The organism is Algoriphagus vanfongensis DSM 17529, from assembly GCF_000429465.1.
GTDB lineage: Bacteria > Bacteroidota > Bacteroidia > Cytophagales > Cyclobacteriaceae > Algoriphagus > Algoriphagus vanfongensis.
Window position 1 is genome coordinate 21,198 of sequence record NZ_AUBX01000017.1, and the last position, 20,349, is coordinate 41,546.

The following is a 20,349-nucleotide window of genomic DNA, read 5'->3' on the forward strand; positions in this document are numbered from 1 at the left end:
GATATGTCAGATTCAGTTTTAGCCAGATATTCATTTTTACCTTGGGTCAGACAAGGTTTGGGGAATGAGATCATAGAGTCGGATTTTTTAGGAAATGCCCTGCCCAATAATGCCACTGTGGAAAGGCCGGAGATCTCTGTGACCGCCAAAGTCAAGGCCACCAAAGAGGAACTTAGCCAAAGCCACAATGTAACCAAGATAGTGAAGGTGCAAGGTCCTGGCGATGTGTTGGGTATCAATTCAAAGTCCATCATCAGAGTGCATCCCAAAAAAGGTGTGCACAATTTCGAAACCAACAACCTCTGCTATGTAGAGTTTTATGAAGAAGATCTTCCTTGGAGATTTACTCCGGCACGTCCAGTTGGGAATAAGTTGAGACCGTGGTTGGCACTGATTGTTTTGAGGGAAAATGAATTTGAAAAAAGTACAGGAGGTACACCTACACCATTTATCACTATTGACAATGCAGCTCTTTCCAAGGTTTTCTGCAATGAGAAAGATACTTATGCATTGGCCCATGTACATGTATTGGAGGATTTGGGGGACAATGCAAGTGAATCCGCCGGGTTATTGTCTTCCAAGCTAGACAAGAATCCTGATTTGGCACTGTCAAGAGTCTTGTGCCCAAGGAAGCTTGAATATACAGCTCCATCTCCTGCGATGGATTATGATCCCAATGTGTACCATGCCTTTCTGATTCCTGCATTTGAGACAGGAAGACTGGCAGGTCTTGGATTGGAGACAGATGGCGTTCCTGCACAAAAGAGTTCCTGGACACGAGCAGATCTCAACGGAGGGACAAATCCATCCAGCTATCCCTATTATTTCACCTGGTCATTCAAGGTAGATGAGGGAGGAGATTTCGAAAGTCTTGCGCAGCTATTGGAAGCTCGTGAGCTTCCGGATAATATAGGGAAGCGGGAGATGGATATGAGTGATATGGGGTTTGGCATTCAGCCTGTAGGGGATGATGCTGTGGGTTTTGTAGAAGGAGCCATGCGACACCCTGACTATCAGACTGCACCATGGCCACTCAGTGACTTGCAGCTCAAAGCAGAACTCCTGAAAGTTTTGAACCTTTCTTTTGATCTACAGGACACCGTACCTACTATCAATGAGAGTTTTTTCTATTCACCTGCAGTGGAGGATGATCCGATCATCACTCCGCCCACTTATGGCAAATGGCATAAGGGACTTACAAAGTTGACTGCCAATTCCACTGATTGGATTCACCGTATGAACCTTCACCCCAGCAATCGGTCAGCGGCAGGATTGGGAGTACAAGTCGTGCAAAAGAATCAGGAGAAATTTATGGAAATGGCTTGGGAGCAGATTGGAGAGATCAACGAGGCCAACCAAAAGATCAGGGAAAATGAATTGATGAAAAGGGCTACACTTTCATTGGCGCAAAAGAAGGTGTTTAAACTGGATAAATTCGATCTGGTCAACGCAACGGGGAAAGCCTTTGAAATGATGAAGCTGGAACCTGGAGCTACAATCAAACATGCCATCAAAAAATCAGTTGTGCCAACAGCCATTAGATCCGGGACATTTCTCAAAGTTGCCAATAATTTCACTCCGACTGCATTGATGAATAATGGAGAGGATGGCGCTCTGAAGATTCTGAACAAGACTTTTTTCAATAATCTGAATAAAGCAAAAAATGCAGATGGGAAACTGTCTGCTGCCCCTCCCAAAGAAGAACCGTTGATGCTTTTGAAGGCTGCCTCAGCCTACTCCATGATATCAAGCGTCGTGGAAAATCCTCCCATTTCATTTATGGAGCATTTGACTCAGGCGATTTTGAGTTTTCCCAGTACGACTTTCACTACAAACCAGGTGATGTCAAAGCTGGAGACAGTTTTTGTAGGGAATGATAAAGAGTCTCAAAAAGCCAGAGCGAAAACAATTTTGGATGGGATTGATGGTAGGAAAGTGGAAGATGGAGTCAGGGTTTTCACAATAGACAAAAAAGTATTTGAAGATAAGATCAGTCATTCTTTTGATCAGGGTCTGTATGGAACAGCGGCGAAAGTGAAGTTTGTCAAAGGAGAAAACAACCCAATCATCCCCGTACAATTCGATCATGCGAAGATTATTGAAAATAGAGCCAATTATCTGACAAGTTTCTCTACCAAATTTGTGACAAAAGTAGGAGGTGCTAATAAGTTTACAGCTTATCAAAGACCTGTGAAGGCTCTCCTTCAGACGGATTTGCAGGAGAAAATTATTGCCAAGCTAAACCCGGTTTTTAATTTCAAGAGGAAATTGTCGTCCTTTTTTCGGGCAAACTACACCAATGTCAACAAGCCTATCATGGCTTATCCACGGTTTCCTATTCCGATGTATGACTATCTCAAAGAGATTTCTCCTGATTACATCATCCCCAATATTTCCGAAATCGAACCTAATACCATCACCTTGATGGAGACGAATAGAGAATTTATCGAATCCTTTTTGATGGGGATGAACCATGAATTCTCCAGAGAGCTGCTGTGGAGAGAATTTCCTACCGACATGAGGGGAAGCTACTTCAGGCACTTTTGGGAATATGATAATGATCCCATGAATCAGGTGGAACTTGGTGATGATTACGATGTGTATGTCCAAGAGATGCTTGCCAATCAAAATGCCAGAGCAGATATCAAGGAGATCCACAAGTGGAATAAAGCTTTGGGAGCAAATGAAGAAAAACCAGGGCCGGATCTGGTGCTTCTGATCAAGGGTGACCTACTCAGAAAATACCCGAATACGCTCGTCTATGCTCAAAAGGCGAAATTTCAACCGGGCAATAAAACTGCTCCCAGACAAATGGATGATTATGATAGTCCAGGTAATGTCAAGTGGCCTATCGTAAGTGGTAGTATTGAACCGGATGTATATTTCTTTGGCTTTGAGCTCTCTCAGGAGGAAGCGAATGGAAACAGAACCAATAATCCAGGATGGTTTTTTGTCCTTCGCGAAAGACCTGGTCAAGTCAGCTTCGGATTGGATGACTTAGATGGAGCTTTGGATATGACTCCTGATAACTGGAACCAAGTCACGTGGGAGCATCTCACGGGCAATGCATCCAGCCAACCACCTTATTTGAAAGTTAATGGGGTGAATTTCAGCCTCAGTCCTAATGGCACAGGTCCAAGAGCTGCTCAATGGGGAGCAAGCAGCAGTGATATGGCTTATATTCTTTACCAGTCTCCTATTCTTTTTGCACGTCATGCTTCCACCATGCTAAACGACTGATGTTATGACTATTCCACACCTTGTAGGTAAGTATAATGACCCGAATTTTCACCAAATAAAAATCGCTTTTAATCAAAGGAGTGACGATTTTCCTGTATTGATGCTTCCAGTCAGGCTGGAAACAAAGTTTATGAACTACTCACGATTGGTAAAACCATCCACATCTTCCCGTGGCGGAGTCAATACGATTGTTCAAAACGCTTATAAGTTGATTTCTCAAATTCAGATATTTTTTGCGCCTGAAAATATCAAAAGTGCGAAAGTCGCTGAAATAGGGAAAGCGCTCGAAGGATATCGCGCGGGAGTAGACAAGCTTGCCGATCTTGTCAATAAAATCACCGAAGCTCCCAGAGCAGATAAGTTGGTATTGAGAGATGCTGCAGGAGATATATTGACGGTGATGTCTCCGATTCAGGTAGCTGCTTCAGTGGCGAAATATAAGGGAGAATTGCTCACAAGCATAGATGAACTGAAGAATGCTGTGGAGCGGATCAAAACTCCTTCACTGGATATCTATCAAAAAGGGAAGCTATACCTGGAGGGTCTCGAGAAGCTGAACAAAAGTATCGATGCGATTTTTGTCTCGGAAAAAATAAATGCAGCGTCGCTCGAAAAAGAACTTGCGGCGATTGATAAACAATTGGCAGAACTGGATGAGTTGGCGGATGCGCCTGATTTTCGCGCTACGGAAGAAATGATCCAGCAGATCCAGAGTAAAATTTCCTATATCAAACGTCAGCATAAAAGTGGAAATGTCCGGCTGACCAATTTCAAAATCGGCTATACTGGGCAAAAAGATCTCAAAAAAGAAGAATATGATCTGCGTGGCAAGATCAATGAACTAAAGAAAAAAATAGATGCCGAAACCGTGCCGGTGGTTCGATTTCGGGAGACGATTCAGACCTTTCCGATCAAGCAACTTAATAGTCAAATTGTAAAGGCTTCCTCTTTTCTTACCTCTAGACTGAGGATTGGTATCAAGAATTATAAAACGCTGGCAGCAACTCAGAAGGAACTGCTGGTACAGCTCAAAGAAATTCAAAGCAATGCTCAGCTACCGCTAGATGGAGAACTTGCGGACATCAATCAGCTTAAGTCAAGCTATGCCAACCTGAAGAAGTTGCTGGATTCGTTCTTGACAAATTCCAAAAAAATCAGGCCTACCACTTCGATTGAAAAATCAGGAATTACTCGTCTTGGCACACAGCTGGGGCAATTTATGGATGCGGTAAAAGAGTTGGAGCCCGGTTTTAAAAAAGTCGAAAACCAAATCCTAGCTGAAAATAAGATCAAAACCAGTACTCTATCGGCCGTGGCTACACGAGGTAGTATCTTGACTGCCCGAGATGCCATTCGCGTAAGTACCGTGAAGACTCCTCAGCAAACGCTGACTGAGCTGACTAAGCAACTGACCGAGCTTCAGCAAAAAATCAAAGCGACCGCTTCCAGTACAATTCTATTGCCGCGAAGTGAATATAATAATCTTAAAAGTGCCTATTTCAGTCTGCGAGATCAGGTAAACAATGTCTTGGCGGCAAATCCACTCCCTGAGGCCAATGCGACCAGAGAAGAAACAGATAAGGTACTCGTCGCTATAGAAAACCAAATTTTAGATCAACTGACCGATGTCAATGATCCCCGAGATCGTTTTTATGAGGAGATGAAAGGGAGGGTGGTTTTCACAGTGCAATCTGTGGAAGTCAAAGAACTCTGGGTACGTATTTTTCCTGACGATATCGCAATTGATAATCATGATGAAAGGCTGACAGATGAGGAGGAGACCATAGCCAAGGATTTTTACTATGAGGTCTACAGCAAAATTGAAAAAGATAGACAAGCTGCCAAATTGGGGGCTTGGAGAGCGGCAGCTGCCAGTCTGGGTGTGCGAAGAGCTGCATACGCCATTAAGATACTTTCTCCCAAAGAGCTTACTAATGGTAAAATCACAACCATACAAAATTCCCTAGAGGAATACCTTCGCAAAAACTTGGGTTTTGAGGGGAGAGGTATTGGCAAAACCAAAAGTGATGCGAGGATAGAAAAGCTTTTGCAGGCTTTTGCAGAAGCTCCCGTCACCATCAAAAAGATGCTGAGTAAATCCAATTTTACCGCCTGCGTCGAGACTAAGGGGACTTTGGATAAGGCGATTTCTGATTTTCGACAATTGATAGATTTACTATCTAGCTGGGTGACCAATCGCACTTCTGCTGATCAAAAGGCACAAATTGAGAAGTTGGCTAGCTTGATTAATGAAAGCGGTAAGCTGGTTTACGAATATTACAAAACTAATATTGAGCAGTTGAATTTGCCTTTTCGTCCGGAATTGACTTTCCCAAATGTCGAAAAGAAATCCAAAAGCTGGGATAGAGCGGGATATACTGAAGCTATGCCAAATAGATTTGTGGTCGTGACCAAAAGAGGCGATTATCAGCATGTCGTCACAGGAAAGACTGTTCAAAACCCATTGCCGGTGAGTTTGGATCCCAGTGCTGATCAATCTGAGCATTTCACCCATCTGCCAAACGGAGATCTTCAGGTCCCGGAGGAATTATCTTGGATGTTTGATTTTGACGCTGCTGTGGAGGCGGGGTTGGGAGTGAAAATACCGCTGGATAATGATGATTGGGACAAAGGTTTTGAGTTGGTCATGGCCTATGGGGTGCAGAATAAAGATGCTCAGGAAAGCCAGAAACTCGTCGATAAACTATTCACCAATCACTTATATAGCGATGGGGGCTTGGAATATCTCCCTACAGCCACTGCTACGAATAATACTGAAAACGTCAAGTCTCCCTATCGTAGTCTGGACAATGATCTGGATGGTGCTTTTGATTTGTTTTTTGCAGAGGAATCACCGCAATACCTGGATAGCTATGCGGATGCCCATGAGCTGGAGATCTCTGATGGACAGTTTTTCAAAGAGGCCCTTGGGATACCCAAAGACTTAGCTGATAATATCCGATATCGGGAGAAAATGGAGATAGCTCACGGCAGGGCAATGAACAGGTCTTTATTCAATGCCACCTTGAAGTATTATTTCAAAGTCATGCTCAAGAATCTATTGGGGGATTTTGATATCGATCAGACCATGCTTTTCATGCTTCACCATGTTTCCGGTACGGGGAATTTACCTGTCTTCAGAGTGGATAATCAGCCATATGGAGTTTTGCCTGTTTCGCCGGTCAAATTGTTTAAGTCGCAAGGATCAGCTAAAAAAGGCACTGAATCAAGCTATATCAAGAATCTGACTTTATTCCTGAAGCAGACTAAGGCAGCGTTTGATCAAATCAATGCAAATCCGATACATATCAACAGTGCAGCTTATACTTCTAACCCGCAGTCTGAGTTTCTGAAGATTTTGGGTCTTGAGCCTTTTTCAAAAGAGTTTTTCTTCAGATTTGGAGTCAATGCCGCCAATCGCTGGCAAGATCCTGATGGGGAAGGGCTTGGTTTTAATGTCAATTGGGATCATATAACTGAGAAATTCAGCCCGAGTGAGGTCGCCTATAATTACAACCTGCTGCTAAAAGGGCTGGGACATACATCTACATCCACTCAGACCAATGCTATTTCCAAGTCCAATATTTACAAAAACCGATTCACGGAAGGAAATTTCATTTTGGGGAATTTGGTACAAGATCCCGCATTAGGCAAAGATGCATTGGCAATTACAGACAAGGGGACAAATTATATTGAATGGCTCCATGGATTGAATAGTCTTACCGGTCTTACTGAGTTAAAATATTCAGATCTACCTAAAGTCTCTGTCGAAGGTGAAAATCAGACGCAATATTCCGTGTTGATGGCAATGCTCAGAGGCTCTTTAGTATATGATCATGGGATCTACGCCAAAAGGGCTGTCAACAAACTAAAAGACTTGGACGTCAGTACTCTTGAGAGATTATTGTCTTCACATATTGATTTGGTCAGCTATAGGCTTGATGCATGGCTGACAGGATTATCAGATTTTAGACTCAAGGAACTTCGAAAAAATAAAAAAGCAGGGACTTATCTCGGGGCCTATGGGTTTGTGCATGATCTGCGTAGGGCTCCAGATCCTATTGATTCCGTATCCTCGTTGCCAGAGGGGCTAGAATCTTCCAATGGGCAGGATGTGAAGGTGTTGCCAGACAGTCAGGGATTTATTCATGGACCTAGTATGAATCATGCGGTGACTGCCGCAGTCCTGCGGGCTGGTTATAACTCTATCAAAGCCAAAGAAGGTGCTAGTAATGCCCTCTCTATCAATTTGACATCTAGGAGAGTTAGGATGGCACTTCACCTCTTAGAAGGAGTAGGGAATGGACAAGAGACTGGAGCTTTGCTTGGTTATATGTTTGAAAGAGCTCTACATGAAAAATATGACAATGGTTTAGGGGCGCCTTTGGAGATGGATGTACACATTTATCGGCTGAGAAGGAAATTTCCTACCTATTCAGATACCTCGATCGATCCGACAAATACCAATCAACTGGAGGCCATCAAAGCTGCCAATGTGGTGGATGGGCTGGCATTGCTAGACCATATCAAAGAGGATATGGAGACTAAAAAACTCTGGAATGACGAAAAAACTTACGTGGATAACATTATCCAGAAAAGCGGAGGGCAATTTACCTTCAGGGGTTTTCCTTGGGGGCTTCAGAGTCAATTGCCCAATCCTCTCATTCCTCCAACCGGCTCATCCAAATCTCTTGAAGAAAAGAAAATCAGGGCTATAGTCCATGAACTAGATAATATGGCTGATGCGATCGATTCACTTGGTGATTTGGTCACTGCAGAAGGAGTATACCAACTGGTCAGAGGAAATCATGTCCGCGCAACGGCAGTTTTGAATGCGATCTCGGAGGGGAAAGTGCCATTGGATCCGGAAATAATCCGAAGTATGAGGCAGGGTGTGATGGTTACACAAAGGGCAATTCTTCAGGTTCCTGTGGTGGCAAACTCTAATTCACCTTGGTCTGGAGTCGCAGTAAGTCCTAAAAGTAAAGCAGAGCCATCTTTGAATCACTGGATTGCGGCCCAGATCGGAGACCCCGAAAAAGTAGCTTGGAAAGTGCAGTTTGGGGAGACGGAATCCAGTATGAACCTTTTGGATTTGGGTATGCAGCCATTGGATTTGGTCATGCTGATTACTACTGGAGGTGATGAAAGTCAAAGTGAACTACAAGCTAGATGTATTACGCATTTGCATGCCAATGGTGCGCTACCGAATGATGATATTCAAATCAAATTTAATGAGGCGGCAGGGGCTGAGGATTTAAGTTTTGGTGAAATCGTTTCCTTGATACAACATTTAGGAAAAGTGATTGGCTCTTCTAGACCAGCAGACGCCAGAGATTATAGGATTGCGGAAGATGAAGCCAATTTTGGTCCGACCGCTCCAGGAATTGATACTGAAGAGCTCATGAGCCGAATGTCAGCTGCAGTGGCTGATTATCAGGCATTGTTGGATAGCTTGTCTCCCTTTGAAGGGGCTAAAACGTCCTACTCAGTGGGAGAGAAAAAGCTGGCGGTAGATTCATTAGTGGCTTTGACTCAAGTTGGGTTTGCAGGCTTTTATCCAATTAATCTTGAGGAAGATGTACTGGCGATGGCTCAGCGAATCATTTCAGCAAAAGCAAGGATGGTAGAAAATATTGGTTTTGCACAAGCGAAGTTTGCTGAACTAGAGTTGGAAATTGATCAGGGTAAATGGCTCAGCTTTCTCACAGATTTTTCTTCAAAATTTTTTGGAAGTGGCTTCAAAATGATTCCCAAAACCAGCATCAGTAATGAAACAGATATATCAGGGCAATTGGGTATTTCATGGGCGGAAAGCCCCTTGAGACATCATCCGGAAAGTTTGATGGAAGATTGGTGGTCCAGTATTTCTTTGGTAAGAAATAGGCTGAGCTATCTCGAAACAGTATCTATGGTAGGGGAAGTATTGCACGGTAATGCCATTGGGCTGAAGCCAGTACAATTGCCGTGGGATATGAATAATCTGCCTCCTCTCAGCGAGCGTGACTATTGGCTGGGAGCGGAGTTTCCTTCAGATCACAATCCTGATGGAGACAAGCTGTCATTATTGATTTTTGGCCAAGAGCATCTTCAATCGCAGAGTTGCGGACTGATTTTGGACGAGTGGATGGAGATCATCCCTGATGCCAAAGAAACGACGGGAATAGCTTTTCATTTCAATCAGCCAGACTCCAGAGCTCCTCAAAGTTTGCTATTGGCAGTACCTCCTGAGAAAAGAGGAACCTGGGATTTCGAAGAGCTGGGACTTTGTGTGGAAGAAGCTTTCAATTTGGCTAAGCTAAGAGCTGTCGAACCGGATCAGATTGATTCTTCCATGTTTGCTCAGCTATTGCCGGCGACAGCCACTCTGGCATTTGGAGATACTAAATTTGCTCAGATCTTGGCAGGAATCGATGAGGATGATACGAATGACGCGCAACCAGGCGATGAGCAAAAGTTGGGATATTTTATAGATTATACAGGAGTGAATGAGGGATTTGAACCAGATGAACTAACATGATAAAATTATATGATCCATGTGAGCCATTTCGAGCCTATAATAGGATAGAAGGTAGGCCTAGAGAAGAAGAACTGGATGATTCTTTAGCAGCGAAAATTCACGATCCTTTATGGATGATTTCGCGTCAGTTCCAATTTGGAGAATTGAAAGGAGAGGATGCGGGCTCTGCTATTTTTGCCAAAGCGGCTATCAATACCGTAAGAATGAGCTCCTTCACTGGAGCAAATGGGCAAAAAATCCCCTATTCGGAAGATATTCCGATGGAGGCGAGAGTAGAGCGCTTGATTCCATCTATTGATTTGAAGCAGGCGGTGAGGTTTGGGAAGAAGTTTTCAAAACTTCTAGATGAAGAAGGGGGTGGCTTGCCGGCTAGTCAAGGTTATAGCGTAGGAATGTATCAGGAATTGTTGGTTCGTAGGTTCCCTTTTGAAGTGCCGGAAATTAGCGATAGTGATACCGCACAGCTTTCTGCTTCAAAGGCAAGAGCCCTGAGTTTGCAACAAGCCTCTTCATTTTTGAGAACTATGGCAGGCAGAGCGGTTAATGGAAGACTCCTTTGGGAGATTCTAAACAGTGATACTTCAGCTATTGGAGCAATTGTTTTGGCAGCAAACCAATCAGCTACAGCGGAAAAGTTTATTCAATCCAAGCATAAAACTGCCGTTCAAAATGCAGCGAATCGTTGGGTTGAGTATGTTAAAAATGAATTGAATTTGCCCGAAAATGATCAGGATGATTCATGGTTGTCAGAAAGGCTGGAGTATGCTTTCAAAACCAGCATCGATGAAGGTGATTCATCAGAAACTGAGCTTCAAGCTACTGAATATTTTCAAGGGCATTTGGATTGGTATTCGTTTGATGTCGCCAAAGAAAAGCAAAATGGGGCTGGGGCTATAGATGCCAATATCAAAAAAAGAGAGGTGTTGACCGTGATTCCAGCCGAAGCGAGTTTTGCCGGAATGCCTAATTCTCGATGGTGGGAGATGGAAGATGGATCAATCGATCTGGGGAATCTAAAGGCCTCGGATACGGATATTGCAAAAATTTTGGTGACCCAGTATGCGTTACAATATAGCAATGACTGGCTGGCGATTCCCTATGATATTTCTACAGGGAGCTTTGTGGAGGTAGAAGGGATTCTGGTCAGGGATACATTTGGTCAAAACTTTTTTGTCAACGCAGCACATCACGAGGGAGAGAGTTGGAATGAATGGAATATGTATGCCTTGTCTGTGGATACTGGAGAGTTTGCTCAAGACTCCTTTGATAAAAGAGTGTTATTGCCTCCATCTACTGTGAAAACAATCGAGAGTGAGGCGATTGAGGAAGTTAAATTCATCAGAGATGAGATGGCAAATATGGTCTGGGGGATCGAAACACGAATACCAGATGGGTTGGGAGGCGGACTGGATGGTTATGAGGCTGCTAAAAATCTAAAAGAAGAATTTGACCGGCTGATCCAGGAAGAAAGTGCTCCTTTGAACTTGGTGCTGCCTGCTACTAATCCTCAGGCAGTGGAAAGTAAGGCTTCTACGTATAAGCCACAGTTGAAATATCAACTGGGAAATAGCGTGAGTGAAAACTGGATTCCTTTTATAGCAGTTCATCAAAATGGCTCAAATAGAGAAATTCACTTTCAAAGAGCGTCTATGCCCAGAATCATGGACTTGTTTGATGCACATGCGATCAGGCCAAGAACTCCGCTACTAAGAGAGGGAATAGATGAAGATGATAAGCAGAATACTCCGCTTTATATCAATGAGGAGGAGATACCCCGAGCCGGAGTTAAATTGACAGGGACTTATCAGAGAACTCGCTGGTACAATGGGAAGATTGTGTCTTGGTATGGCAGGAGGAAACGAACCGGTAGAGGGGAAGGAAGTAGCGGACTTAGATTTGATTTGGTATTGGAAAATAAACGATAATTACCTAAATTGAATTCATCAATATATGACTTAAAAACACTAAAAATATCGCACTTCGGTGTCGGAATCTGAGCAAGTAAGGAAGAAAAACAGGGAATTGAATCTTGAGTAACAGTATAACGAAGAGTAATACAATGACTTTCTGCAGCACAGTGGCGTCTCCTACGGTTGACGCTTTTTTTATGTCCTTAGTAGAATTTTCTGATCAATAAGTCAGCTGCTTGATCCATGTCTTGATTGTCCAATTCGCAATCAAAATTAATAGTATCTAAGGTATTGTAGGACTCGGATTGGTCAAAATAGTCCACAAGAATTCCCATCAGTTCTTCGTAGTTTTTTTCTCTTAGATATTGTAGCGCCTGATCTGCAATTGATTTGCCTAGTTTGAATTTTAGTTTTTCTATTCCAGACGCGAGTTTTGGATCGTTGACCTTTGCATACTGCTGAATAATCCGATGTATTCGGGCTGGTTTTGGTAGATTGAGTTTGATTTTCTTAGCGTTTTCCATATGATCCAAAAGAGGCAAAGGAATCATGTTTTTCCCCAAATTGAATTTTTCAGCTTCTACGAAAATCACTTTATTGAGATCCATCGAGGCAAGTTTGTGAGCTAGCGACCAAATAAATGAGTCCTGAGAGAGTTGTTCTTTTTCTTCGAGATTACCAAAAACGGAACCCTTATGTCGGGCAATACTTTCAAGATCAAGTGTCTGTGCTCCTTTGGATTCCAGTATTCTCAAAAGCTCCGTTTTTCCCGCTCCAGTCTTTCCGAATAGTGTGACAAAAGAAAATGGTCTTTTCATAAAGTCAATAGACTCTTGATTTAGTCTTTTAGTGCCACCTTGGTATATAAGGACATTGGAGGTGGGGCGGTAGTGTTGCCAAACAGCCAGAGAAATCAAATAGGGAGCTTCATCTATCAATATTATCGTTTCATTCGTGTCAAAAAACTTCTGATATTGCTGGACTTGGTGCATTAGTTCTATGCCTTCTGAGCAGGGGAAACCTTTGGATTTGATCTTTTTAAGATCACGGGAGGTATAAGAAAGAATTTTTTCTGCAAATGGAATTGGGGAGTTCGATTTGCTTTCGATAGCTCTGGTGTCTAGGATTTTTTGTGGTTTGTCCCAGAAGTCAAAAATTGAATAAGTGTATTTGCTTGAATTCATGAAGGGCTATTTAATTCTTAAGTTACGTTTTTGGGGTTCATTTTTGGAGTAAAAAATGGATAATATCTGTTGTTGTTTCACAGGGAAGTTTTGAAGAGTAACTTTGTAATCAAATCTAATATCTATGAACAGAAGACCCAGAAGAAATAGGAAGTCCGAAGTAGTGAGAAACTTGGTAGAAGAAACAACCCTCTCGGTCAATGACTTAATTTTCCCTTTGTTTTTGATTCCTGGAGAAAAGAAAAAAGTCGAAGTGGATTCTATGCCTGGTATTTATCGTTTTTCGATTGATAAAATGCTAGAGGAAATTGAGTCTTGTATGAAGCTTGGTGTCAAATCCTTTGACGTTTTTCCGGCTTATCCTGAGGAGTTGAAAGATTCTGTGGCATCTGAGAGTTACAATCCCGAAACATTTTACCTCAAAGGTCTTCGAGAGATCAAAAAGAATTTTCCGGAACTATGTCTGATGTCAGATGTGGCAATGGATCCATATAGCAGCGATGGACACGATGGGCTCGTCCAAAACGGTAAAATTTTAAATGATGAGACGTTAGCCATTCTTAGCAAAATGGCCTTAGCTCAGGCGGATGCCGGAGTAGATATATTAGGGCCTTCAGATATGATGGATGGACGAGTGGGGTATTTGAGGGATGAGTTGGATGAGAATGGGTTCACCGAAACATCGATCATGTCCTATACAGCCAAATATGCAAGTGCATTCTATGGTCCGTTTAGAGATGCGCTAGACTCAGCTCCTAAGTTCGGTGATAAGAAAACCTATCAAATGAACCCAGCCAATTCACAAGAAGCCTTAATAGAGGCGGATCTTGATATAGAGGAAGGCGCAGATTTTTTAATGGTGAAGCCTGCTTTGGCTTATTTGGATATTATTAAGCTTTTGAATGAAAACTATCCTCTGCCGATAGCGGCATATAATGTGTCTGGAGAATATTCCATGATCAAAGCATCGGCCCAAAAAGGTTGGCTGGACAATGATCGGGCAATGCTAGAGTCATTGCTTAGTATTAAGAGGTCTGGGGCAAAGATTATTCTGACATATTTTGCAAAGGAGTTTGCGCTACTTTCTCGATAAGTGGTGCTAATTATAAGTTAATGCCCGAGTAATCGGGCTTTTTTTGTTATATGTGGTGTGTTTTTTAAGTCCTTTTTTAAAAGAATGTGTATTCTTTTTCTGTTATGCTCTAAAAAAAATCTGTTTTACCCGAATTTTTATAGTATTTATAATTTCAAGCTTTTGATTAAATTTTAATAAAATAGTCTATTTTCGGAATTATATTTGGAATTGATTTATTTTTTATTCAAGAAGTTTTGATTGGTGATTTTCGGAATCCATTTCAAAGAATTTTATAGAGGGAATCAGAATTTTATTTTTTCTAATGGATCTGTCCTAAAAGCACTTGAAATTCTGAATAAATTGTAGAATTCGTAATTTTTGGCTGGAAAAAATGCATAATGGAGTTAAAAATATGCTTTTTGATGAAAAAGTGATTTGTTTTTTAGCCTTAAATTAAATTACATTAGACGAAAGTAATTGCTTTTATACCTATAGTAAATTTTGAAAAAATTAAAATTTTAAAAGAAAACCTATGAAGTATTTCGTGTTTCCGTTGGCTAATGATATGGCGGCGGTAGATCTCTCTGCAGAGGTCGCAAACAACCTCCTCACTACAAATAATGTATGGATGATGCTCTCGACGGCCTTGGTGTTTATTATGCACTTAGGGTTTGCTGGAGTGGAGGCTGGTTTTGGTCAGGCCAAAAACACCGTAAACATTTTGTTTAAAAACACCATTACGCCTATTCTCGGTGTGATGACCTATGCCGTGGTGGGCTTCTATTTGATGTATCCTGGTTTTGATGTGCCAGGATGGTTTGGATTTGATGGTGCTGGTTGGAGTATGTTTTGGTTTTCTCCAGCGGATGCGGATGTGACTGCTGGGTATGCAGATGGGGGGTATACTTATTGGACGGACTTTTTGTTTCAGGCTATGTTTGCAGCCACAGCGGCTACTATTGTGTCTGGGGCTATTGCCGAGAGGGTTAAGTTGGGAGCATATCTGATTTTCACTTTGTTCTTTGTTGGTATTGTGTATCCGATTATCGGAAGTTGGAAATGGGGAGGGGGAGCTTTGGATGATATGGGCTTTTATGATTTTGCTGGAAGTACTTTGGTTCACTCAGTAGGTGGATGGGGAGCTTTGGCAGGAGTGATTTTGGTAGGACCTCGATTGGGTAAGTATGTCAATGGAAAGACTGTTGAAAAGCCTGGATCCAGTGTTCCTTTGGCTGTTATCGGTGTTTTCTTGTTGTGGTTAGGTTGGTTTGGATTCAATGGCGGCTCTGTGCTTTCTGCTGATCCGGGATTGGTGTCTTTTGTCTTGGTGACTACTTCACTTGCAGCATGTGCTGGTGGTTTGGGTGGTTTCTTGGCGGCTTACTTTGCTTTCAAAAGACTGGATCTAGGAATGGTGCTAAATGGAATACTTGCAGGCCTCGTGTCCATCACTGCTGGCGCTGATGTTATCAATCCTGGTACGGCAGTTTTAGTCGGGTTTATTGGAGGAATTCTCGTAGTGATTTCCGCTATTGTCTTGGATAAGTTAAAACTGGATGATGTGGTAGGTGCAGTTTCGGTTCACCTTACTTGTGGCGTATGGGGTACTTTGGCGGTTGGCTTGTTTTCTACCAATCCAGATCACTCCTTTTTCACGCAGCTGATCGGTGTGGCCATTTGTGGCGCTACAGCTTTTATATCTGCTTTTGTAATCTTTTTTGCACTGAAAGCTACTGTGGGAATCAGAGTTTCGGAAGAGCACGAAAGAACTGGTTTGGATTCGCATGAGCATGGAATCCGAGGTTATACTATCGTATACGACGAATAAAAAAAGGAAGCCCCTCCCTTCGAAAAAAATGCGACTCTCTTTCAAGGGACGGGGCCTATTGGTCAACTCTTACATTCACCAACACTCAAAATTAAAATGAAAAAAGTAATTCTACTATTTATTGGTATAACTATAGCTACAGGTAGTGTAGTACTGGCACAAGAAGAAGCTGAAGAGAAAGTCTCTGCTTTGACACTCTCAGGTTCTGTGGATGCCTATTTTAGAACCAACTTCAATGCTCCCAACAAAGGAGAGAATGCTATGGCGCCTGCTACTTCATTTGGCAATCTTCCGGGATTTTCGCTAGGTATGGCGAATATCATTGCTACCTATGAAGGGGATAAAGTCGGAGCTGTAGTTGACTTGGTTTTTGGTCCGAGAGGAGAGGATGCTGTATTTGGCTCTCCTTTATATGCAGGAGGAATGGCCGGTAGCTCCCAAATCCTAAATCAACTTTATGTGTACTGGAATGCTTCGGATAAGGTGATATTCACGATTGGAAATTTCAATACTTTTTTGGGCTATGAGGTGATCTCTCCAACTGGTAATTTTAATTACTCCACGTCCTATATGTTTTCCTATGGACCATTTTCTCACACCGGTTTGAAAGCTGATATAGCCTTGTCTGATAAGTTTTCCTTCATGGCCGCAGTGATGAACCCTACAGATATGACGGAATTCAATCTAATGGGGACCTACACAATGGGGGCTCAGTTAGGGTATTCGACAGATGCAGGAAGTACTTACCTTAACTTTATCTATGGTGATCAGGATGGTAAGTTGTCCAATGATGGCGGCTTGGTTCCTGGGCAAACTTCAGGGGGAAATACTTTTCAAGTGGATTTGACTACCGGCTTTAATGTGAGCGATGCTCTTTATCTTGGAGTCAATACTACATATAACACCACTTCATCCGGAGAGGAATTTAGTGGTACTGATATTCAAGATTTGGATGGAGATGGTTATGGATTTTACGGATTTGCTGGCTATCTTCAGGCTACTGCTTCTGAAAAATTTGCAGTGGGACTGAGGGGAGAGTATTTTAATGTCTTCAATGACGGGCTGGATGGAGTAGTAGGTTTGGATGATAACGGTGATGGGAATGTGTTTGCGGTGACGCTTTCTGGAAATGCCAAAATCGGAAATAACTTAACCATCATTCCAGAACTACGACTCGATACGATGGGAAATGATTACTTTATGAATAAAGATTTGGCGGCTACCAAAAACCTTTCATCATTTTTATTGGCAGCGGTATTCGCATTTTAAGATAATAAACAGGGTCTATTGTTGTAAGGAAAGCCGGGGTGATTTTCACCTCGGTTTTTTATTTTGTAGGGTAAAATCATCCAAATGATGTTTGGTTTGAAGGTGATTTGATGAAAGTTGATGCATGTTTTTGTCTAAAATGGGTGTTTTTAAAACCGATAAATAATAAGTTTTTAGAATTTATTTAAAATATAATTTTATCATTTATCAAAAAGCATGTAAAAAAGACTGATTTCTTGTAACCTTTTACTTTGGGAACTGTATATCTTTGTGTACCCTTACTTGAGAGATATGAAAAAGTCCCTTTTAATGATTACGGCAGTGTTGGCACTCGGTGTCACCCAAGCTCAGACCTTTGAAACTGGTCCTAAAGCAAAGAATGCCAAAGTCTGGAATTCGAATAAGAAGACGGTTCCAGTAGCATTCCAGTCTAGCCCTGAGACCGTGACTGGCGCTGAGGCTAAGCAATTTAAAACTTGGAATTCTGAATCATCTAAATTGCTCATCCAGACTAGGAGAGAAATTGATAATCCGAAAGGGTTGGATGCTAAAAATAGAAAAGTATGGGAAGAGTCTTCCCGAATGAAAGTAAATAGTAATGCATCTTACATCATGCCTAAATCAATGAAAAAGAGAAGGTTTTGGTGGCATTAATCTAACTTTCTAAAAAGTATAAAAGCTCGGAATTTCCGAGCTTTTTTTTATAACTCCTGCTCTCTCTCCAACATCAAAATCGAATTCTGGGAGACGATGTAGTATTTTTCTCCTTCATAGATCACCTCATGAGCACCTGAAAGAAGGAATATAGCAAGATCCCCTTCTTTGGCTTGGAGTGGGACATATTTTACTTTTTCATCCTGATCCATCCACGGTTCATGGTCTTCCGTCGGCATAGGAATGGGATATCCTGGACCAATTTTGATGATGTATCCCTGTTGTACCCTTTCTTTTTCCTGTACTCCAGGAGGTAGATAAAGTCCAGAGCTGGTTTTTTCGTTTGGCTTTTTGAGTCGTACGAGTACGCGATCTCCTACGATGATGAGTTTTTTTAATTTATTGTCAGATGTCAGTTGCATAATCGCTAGGTTTTGGTGCGATAGACAAAAGCCAAGCCCCTTGATGCGATTCTCGGTTCTTGGCTTTAGAAATAGAACGGCATCTGATTGATTTCAGATGCCGCATTGTTGGTCTAGTGTGACTTATTTTTTGTCTTCGTTGACTTCTTCGTAGTCTACATCGGATACACCGTCACCAGATGCTTCTGCACCTTCGGCAGCTCCAGCTTCAGCACCTGGCTGAGCTCCAGCTCCCTGAGTTGCATTGTACATCTCCTGTGAAGCAGCTTCCCATGCTTTGTTGAGTCCTTCCATTGCTGCATCGATTCCCTCCATATTTTGGGATTGATGAGCAGCTTTCAGAGTTTCTAAAGCTGAAGAGATGGCAGTTTTATTTCCTTCGGAAAGCTTGTCTCCATACTCTTTCAATTGCTTCTCTGTCTGGAACACTAGGCTGTCCGCTTGGTTGAGCTTGTCGATTTTCTCTTTTTCCGCTTTGTCAGAAGCAGCGTTTGCTTCAGCTTCTTTTTTCATGCGGTCGATTTCTTCCTGAGATAGACCAGAGGAAGCTTCGATTTTGATCTTTTGCTCTTTGCCGGTTCCTTTATCCTTTGCAGATACATTCAGGATACCATTGGCATCGATGTCAAATGTCACTTCGATCTGAGGTACACCTCGTTGTGCAGGTGGAATGTCAGAAAGTTGGAATCTACCGATAGTCTTATTGTCTTTGGCCATGGATCTCTCGCCTTGAAGTACGTGGATGTCCACAGCCGGCTGATTGTCTGCCGCAGTAGAGAATACTTCAGACTTCTTGGTAGGGATGGTCGTGTTGGATTCGATCAGCTTGGTAAATACGCCGCCCATCGTCTCAATACCCAAAGAAAGTGGAGTCACGTCAAGCAATAGCACGTCTTTCACTTCTCCTGTCAATACGCCACCCTGTATCGCAGCACCAATGGCTACTACCTCATCCGGGTTGACACCTTTAGAAGGTTTCTTGCCAAAGAATTTCTCAACTTCTTCCTGAATTCTTGGGATTCTGGTAGATCCACCGACCAAGATTACTTCGTCAATATCAGATGGACTCATGCCTGCATCAGCCAAAGCTTTCTTACATGGTTCCATAGATCTTCTTACCAAATCCTCAGATAGCTGCTCAAACTTAGATCTGCTCAAGTTTCTCACCAAGTGCTTAGGACCTGACTGAGTAGCAGTGATGTATGGAAGATTGATTTCAGTGGATGAAGAGCTAGAAAGTTCGATTTTCGCTTTTTCAGCTGCCTCTTTCAATCTTTGAAGTGCCATCGGGTCTTGTCTTAAGTCGATTTGCTCTTCAGCTTGGAATTCTTCAGCTAGCCAGTTGATGATCACTTGGTCAAAGTCGTCACCGCCCAAATGCACGTCACCATTGGTAGATTTTACTTCGAAGACACCATCTCCCAATTCAAGAATAGAGATATCGAATGTACCACCACCAAGGTCATACACTGCGATTTTCATGTCCTGATTTTTCTTGTCCATTCCATAAGCCAAAGCCGCTGCGGTTGGCTCGTTGATGATACGCTTCACTTCCAGACCGGCGATTTGTCCAGCTTCCTTGGTCGCTTGGCGCTCTGCATCATTGAAGTAAGCAGGCACAGTGATGACTGCTTCAGTCACTTCTTGACCCAAGAAGTCTTCAGCTGTACTCTTCATTTTCTGAAGAATCATAGCAGAAAGCTCCTGAGGAGTATAAGATCTGTCACCGATTTTGATTGCTACGGTGTCATTGGATCCTTGCTCTACTTTATAAGAGGCATGTTTTTTCTCTGCAGAAACTTCAGAGAATTTCTTGCCCATAAATCTTTTGACAGAAGAAATTGTATTGGCAGGGTTGGTGATTGCCTGACGTTTGGCTGGATCACCTACTTTGCGCTCTCCGTTTCCATTGTCGAGAAAAGCCACAATGGAAGGAGTCGTTCTTCTACCTTCGCTATTTTGGATGACTACGGGCTCATTTCCCTCCATTACGGCTACGCAGGAGTTGGTGGTACCTAAGTCAATGCCTATAATTTTTCCCATGATTATAAATTTTTATTTGAGTTGCTTTTTTTGAATACAAGTCCCATTCTTCAATGCGTATGCCAGCCCATGTTTTCAGCGGTTTTGTGTCAGATTGGCAGAAATTGGCTTCAGGATTTTTCCGATTTTTCAGTTTTTGACACAGCGTCTTTCATTTCGGGCTGAATTCCTGACAGGTTTAGCAAGTTTTTTTGACGGTGTTTG

General features: G+C 42.4%; 10 protein-coding genes. 7 read left to right on the forward strand and 3 right to left on the reverse strand.

What is annotated here, in order from left to right; all coding sequences use genetic code 11:
* Nucleotides 1-3 precede the first annotated feature (3 nt).
* The 3 genes from G460_RS0117285 (at nucleotide 4) to G460_RS0117295 (ending at nucleotide 11,685) form a co-directional block, all read left to right on the forward strand.
* Nucleotides 4-3,240: a hypothetical protein gene (locus tag G460_RS0117285; RefSeq protein WP_026956541.1), complete on the forward strand. Its 3,237-nt coding sequence runs from the start codon at nucleotides 4-6 to the stop codon at nucleotides 3,238-3,240.
* A gap of 130 nt (nucleotides 3,241-3,370) precedes the next feature.
* Nucleotides 3,371-9,760, forward strand: a complete 6,390-nt coding sequence (locus G460_RS0117290) for a hypothetical protein (protein WP_157366954.1) — start codon at nucleotides 3,371-3,373, stop codon at nucleotides 9,758-9,760.
* On the forward strand, nucleotides 9,757-11,685 hold the full coding sequence (locus G460_RS0117295; RefSeq protein ID WP_026956543.1) for a hypothetical protein: 1,929 nt from the start codon (nucleotides 9,757-9,759) through the stop codon (nucleotides 11,683-11,685). The genes G460_RS0117290 and G460_RS0117295 overlap by 4 nt, the downstream gene beginning before the upstream one ends.
* A gap of 188 nt (nucleotides 11,686-11,873) precedes the next feature.
* Here G460_RS0117295 and G460_RS22735 read toward each other — a convergent pair whose 3' ends face one another.
* Entirely contained in the window at nucleotides 11,874-12,854 is a 981-nt protein-coding gene (locus tag G460_RS22735) for a tRNA 2-selenouridine(34) synthase MnmH (protein ID WP_051316092.1), read from the reverse strand.
* Between the two features lie 124 nt (nucleotides 12,855-12,978).
* On the opposite strand from G460_RS22735, the gene hemB reads away from it, so the two are divergent.
* The 4 genes from hemB to G460_RS0117325 all read left to right on the forward strand — a co-directional run bounded on the left by hemB (nucleotide 12,979) and on the right by G460_RS0117325 (nucleotide 17,680).
* Nucleotides 12,979-13,947 (forward strand): porphobilinogen synthase, encoded by a 969-nt coding sequence (gene hemB / locus G460_RS0117305; protein WP_026956544.1) that lies wholly within the window; start codon nucleotides 12,979-12,981, stop codon nucleotides 13,945-13,947.
* A 514-nt stretch (nucleotides 13,948-14,461) separates the two neighbouring features.
* Nucleotides 14,462-15,757, forward strand: coding sequence for an ammonium transporter (locus tag G460_RS0117315; protein ID WP_026956545.1), 1,296 nt, complete (start codon nucleotides 14,462-14,464; stop codon nucleotides 15,755-15,757).
* 96 nt (nucleotides 15,758-15,853) lie between these two features.
* On the forward strand, nucleotides 15,854-17,026 hold the full coding sequence (locus G460_RS0117320; RefSeq protein ID WP_026956546.1) for a porin: 1,173 nt from the start codon (nucleotides 15,854-15,856) through the stop codon (nucleotides 17,024-17,026).
* 291 nt (nucleotides 17,027-17,317) lie between these two features.
* Complete coding sequence (locus G460_RS0117325; protein ID WP_026956547.1) at nucleotides 17,318-17,680, forward strand: hypothetical protein; 363 nt, start codon at nucleotides 17,318-17,320, stop codon at nucleotides 17,678-17,680.
* A gap of 47 nt (nucleotides 17,681-17,727) precedes the next feature.
* Here the strand turns inward: G460_RS0117325 and G460_RS0117330 are convergent, their stop codons facing one another.
* Together G460_RS0117330 and dnaK are read right to left on the reverse strand one after the other, a co-directional pair.
* Nucleotides 17,728-18,102 (reverse strand): co-chaperone GroES, encoded by a 375-nt coding sequence (locus tag G460_RS0117330; protein ID WP_026956548.1) that lies wholly within the window; start codon nucleotides 18,100-18,102, stop codon nucleotides 17,728-17,730.
* Between the two features lie 123 nt (nucleotides 18,103-18,225).
* Complete coding sequence (gene dnaK / locus G460_RS0117335; protein WP_026956549.1) at nucleotides 18,226-20,145, reverse strand: molecular chaperone DnaK; 1,920 nt, start codon at nucleotides 20,143-20,145, stop codon at nucleotides 18,226-18,228.
* Nucleotides 20,146-20,349 lie beyond the last annotated feature (204 nt).